5 protein-coding genes are annotated in these 3,749 nt (G+C 76.5%); all 5 read left to right on the top strand.

The window, feature by feature from the left end:
- Positions 1-1,140 (top strand): glycosyltransferase family 4 protein (locus ACTUAL_RS27650; protein ID WP_440902291.1); only part of this gene is annotated, 1,140 nt, incomplete at its 5' end.
- Positions 1,137-1,829, top strand: a complete 693-nt coding sequence (locus ACTUAL_RS27645) for a PIG-L deacetylase family protein (protein WP_440902290.1) — start codon at positions 1,137-1,139, stop codon at positions 1,827-1,829. The genes ACTUAL_RS27650 and ACTUAL_RS27645, both read left to right, overlap by 4 nt.
- Positions 1,814-2,812, top strand: coding sequence for a UDP-glucose 4-epimerase GalE (gene galE, locus ACTUAL_RS27640; RefSeq protein ID WP_096493331.1), 999 nt, complete (start codon positions 1,814-1,816; stop codon positions 2,810-2,812). Before ACTUAL_RS27645 ends, galE begins: the two co-directional genes overlap by 16 nt.
- Positions 2,803-3,474, top strand: a complete 672-nt coding sequence (locus ACTUAL_RS27635; RefSeq protein ID WP_440902289.1) for a histidine phosphatase family protein — start codon at positions 2,803-2,805, stop codon at positions 3,472-3,474. The genes galE and ACTUAL_RS27635 overlap by 10 nt, the downstream gene beginning before the upstream one ends.
- Positions 3,471-3,749 (top strand): alkaline phosphatase family protein (locus tag ACTUAL_RS27630; RefSeq protein WP_440902288.1); only part of this gene is annotated, 279 nt, incomplete at its 3' end. The genes ACTUAL_RS27635 and ACTUAL_RS27630, both read left to right, overlap by 4 nt.

Genomic DNA, 3,749 nt, shown 5'->3' with positions numbered 1-3,749 from the left:
GCGCCGGACGTGGTCTGCGCGACCGGCAGGCACGACGCGGCCGTCGTCCGCGGGCAGCTGCGCGAGGACGGGTGGCCCAGCGCGCTGGTGCTGTTCCGGCACTCGGCGTTCCCGCTGGAGCAGGGGGAGGGCACGCGCTGGCTGCTGGACCGCGCCGGGCTGGTCGTCGCCACCTCGTGGGAGCAGGCGCGGGCCCAGTTCGGCGACCTCGTGGCCGCGCGCGACCCGAGGTTGCTGGTGCTGCTCAGCGGGGTCCGGGCGGGGTTCGCCGCCGACGTCGCCGCGCTGGACCGCGACCGGCTGCGCGCCGACCTCGGCATCGCGCCGGGGCAGTGCGCCTTCGCCGTGCTGGCGAGGCTCTCCTGGGAGAAGGGGATCGACCGGCTGCTCAAGGCGTTCGCCCTCGTGGCGGCCGACCCCGCGCCGGTGCTGCTCCTCGTGGGCGAGGGCGGGCAGCGGGCCGAGCTGGAAGCGCTCGCCGCGAGCACCGGGATCGCCGACCGGGTCCGGTTCCTCGGACACCGCGATGACGTCCTGCCGGTGCTCGCCGCAGCCGACGCCGCCGTGCTCGCCAGCACCGTCCCGGAGACGGGACCGCTGGCGCTCAAGGAGTCCATGGCCGCCGGGCTGCCGGTGGTCGCTCCCGCGATCGGGGGCATCCCGGAGTTCGTCACCGACTCGTACAGCGGCCTGCTCTTCCCCGACGACGACGGGCTGCGCGACGCCCTGACCCGACTGGCGTCCTCCGAACGGCTGCGCGAACTGCTCGGCCGGGGCGCCAGGGCGGCGATCGAGGAGGGGCACCGGCTCGACCGGCGCGTCGAGCACCTGCTGTGGCGGCTGGATCTGCTGCTCGCCGAGCGGGGCGACGTGGACCGGTTGCTGGGCGAGCTGTCCTGGGACGAGGTGCGGTTGCGGCGCGAGGCGGACACCGGGTTCGTGTTCGTGCCGCGCACCTCCTACCTCGCCGAGCTGGACGCCGCCACCCACGCCGACGTCGCGCGGGCGGTGCGGGCCGGTGATCCGGCGCTGCTGCTCGGAACCGGGTCGCACCCCCGGCGCGCGCTGGTCGACCAGCTCTACCGGATGGGCGCGCTGCGCCGCGCCGAACCCGCCGCAGCGCTGGTCGCGACCGCATGAGGGCGCTCGTCATCGCCGCCCACCCCGACGACGAGGTGCTGGGCGCGGGCGCGACCATGGCGGCCCTCGCCGAGCGCGGGCACCACGTGTGCGCGCTGATCCTGGCCGAGGGCGTGTCGTTGCGGCACAAGGACGTCGACCTGGCGCGGGCGCGCGAGACGTGCCGGACCGCCGCCGCGGAGCTGGGCGTCGCGGAGCTGCGGTTCGGCGGGTTCGCGCTGGAGGGCGGGATGCTCGGCGACGGGCCGCAGCGGTCGGTGGTCGACGCGGTCACCGGCGCGATCCGCGAGGTGGAGCCGGAACTGGTGTTCACCCACCACCCCGGCGACATCCACGTCGACCACCGGGTCGTGGCGCGCTCCACCACCTACGCCACGCGGGTGCTCGGCGGCGGCCCGGTGCGGCAGGTGCTGCACTACGAGGTGCTGTCCTCCACCGAGCAGCAGACCCCGGCCGCGATCCCCTACCTGCCCACGGTCTTCTACGACGTCAGCGGGCACGTGGAGCGCAAGTGCCGCGCCCTGTCGGCGTACAGCTACGAGTTGATCGACGCGCCGCACCCGCGCTCGGCGCACGCGGTGCGCGCGCTGGCGGCGTACCGGGGCGCGCAGGTCGGGGTCGCGGGCGCGGAGGCCTTCGCGCTGGCGCGGGAGCTGCGGGGAGGTGACGGGGCTTGCGCGTCCTGGTGAGCGGCGGGGCGGGGTACATCGGGTCCTTCGCGGTGCGCGGGCTGCTCGCGCGCGGCCACGAGGTGCTGGTGCTGGACAACCTGAGCACCGGGCGGCGCGAAGCCGTTCCCGGCCAGCGGGTCGAGGTCGTGGACGTGCGCGACGAGCCCGCCGTGACGCGGGTGGTCGCGGGGTTCGAGCCCGACGCGGTCATCCACTTCGCGGCGCTGAAGTCGCCGCAGGAGTCCGTCGCGCGGCCGGGGCTGTACCTGGACGTCAACGTCACCGGCACGGCGAACCTGCTCGACGCCGCGACCCGCCACGGGGCCCGGCACTTCGTGCTGTCCTCGTCGTGCGCGGTGTACGGCACGCCCCAGGTGTGCCCGGTCGACGAGCGGGCGCCCGCCCGGCCGGTCAGCCCGTACGGCGAGTCCAAGCTGATCTCCGAGCGGCTGGTCGAGCGGTGCGCGCGGGCGAGGGGCGTGCGCTACGCGAACCTGCGCTACTTCAACGCGGCGGGCGCCGCGCTCGACGGCTCGCTCGGCGAGCACCTGCCGCCGGTGGCCAGGCAGGTGGTGCCGCTGGCCGTGCGCGCGGCGCTCGGGCTGGAGCCGTGCCTGAACGTCTTCGGCGACGACTACCCGACCCGCGACGGCACCGCCCTGCGCGACTACGTGCACGTCGAGGACCTGGCGCGGGGGCACGTGGACGTGCTCGACGCACTGTCCGCAGAGGACGTGTCCGGCACCTACAACCTCGGCCAGGGCGTGCCCACCAGCGTGCGCGAGGTCGTGCGGGCGCTGGGCCGCGCGGCCGGGTGCGAGGTGCCGGTGCGGGTGGGGCCGCGCCGGGAGGGCGACCCCTCGGTGTCGTGGGCGGACAGCGGGCTGGCCGGGCGGGTGTTCGACTGGGCGCCCCGGCACGGGCTCGACGACATCGTCGGCTCGGCCTGGCGCTGGCACCACGACCACCCCGAGACCCTGGGCCGACCGGCGTGCACCTGACCCTGCTGCGCCACGGCGCCGACACCCGTCGCGGGGAGCGGGAGCTGACCGCGCACGGGCGTCGCCAGGCGGCCCTCGCCGGGGCCTGGCTGCGGCGCACGCACGTCACCGAGGTGCGCACCGGGGCGCTGGCCCGCGCGAGCGCGACGGCGGAGATCGTGGCCGGGGCGCTGGGGGTTCCCGCCGTGGTGGACCGGCGATTGGACGAGATCGCCGCCACGTCCGCGCCACCGCCGCGCGAACGGCGACCGGGCGCGGAGGTCGTGGGGGAGGAGGGCTGGGGGGCGTTCCTGGACCGGGTCGCCGCGCTGGTGAGCGAGCTGTGCGCGGAACCCGCGCCGGGGCGGCGGGTCGTGCTGGTGACGCACAGCGGGGTCTTCGACGCGGTCCACGAGCTGCTGACCGGCGGTCGCCGGGTCGAGCTGGCGGTGGCGCACACCGGCCTCACGCACTGGGAGCACCGACCGGGATCACCCGCGGGGACCTGGTTGCTGCACCGGCACAACGCCACCCCGCACCTGGACGCGGCGGCCCCCGTCGACCCGACCGGACGTCCGCCCGAGCACCTCGGGGTCGCCGAACCGCCGGCCGAGGCGCTGCGGTTGGTGGCGGGGATCGAGGCGCCGCAACCGATTCCCGACGAGTGGAGGGCGATCCGGTGAACCGGCCCAGGCTTGTGGTGTGCTGCGTCGACGGCGGGGTTGCCCCGGTGGTGCGCCAGCACGGGCTGTTCGACCCCGGCCGCTGGTTCCCCGCCCGCGCGGCGACCCCGGCCACACCGCTCACGTCGGTCTTCCCGTCGTCCACCGCGCCCGCGCACGCCTCGTTCCTGACCGGCGCGCACCCCGAGCGGCACGGCGTGGTGGGCAACCGGTTCTGGTCCGGCGAACCGGTCGCCGAGGTGCTGCGGCGGCGCGCCGACCCGGTCGAGGCGCTG

Source organism: Actinosynnema sp., assembly GCF_052038725.1.
The sequence above is the reverse complement of the archived record's forward strand: the minus strand, read 5'-3'. Positions and strand labels throughout refer to the sequence as shown.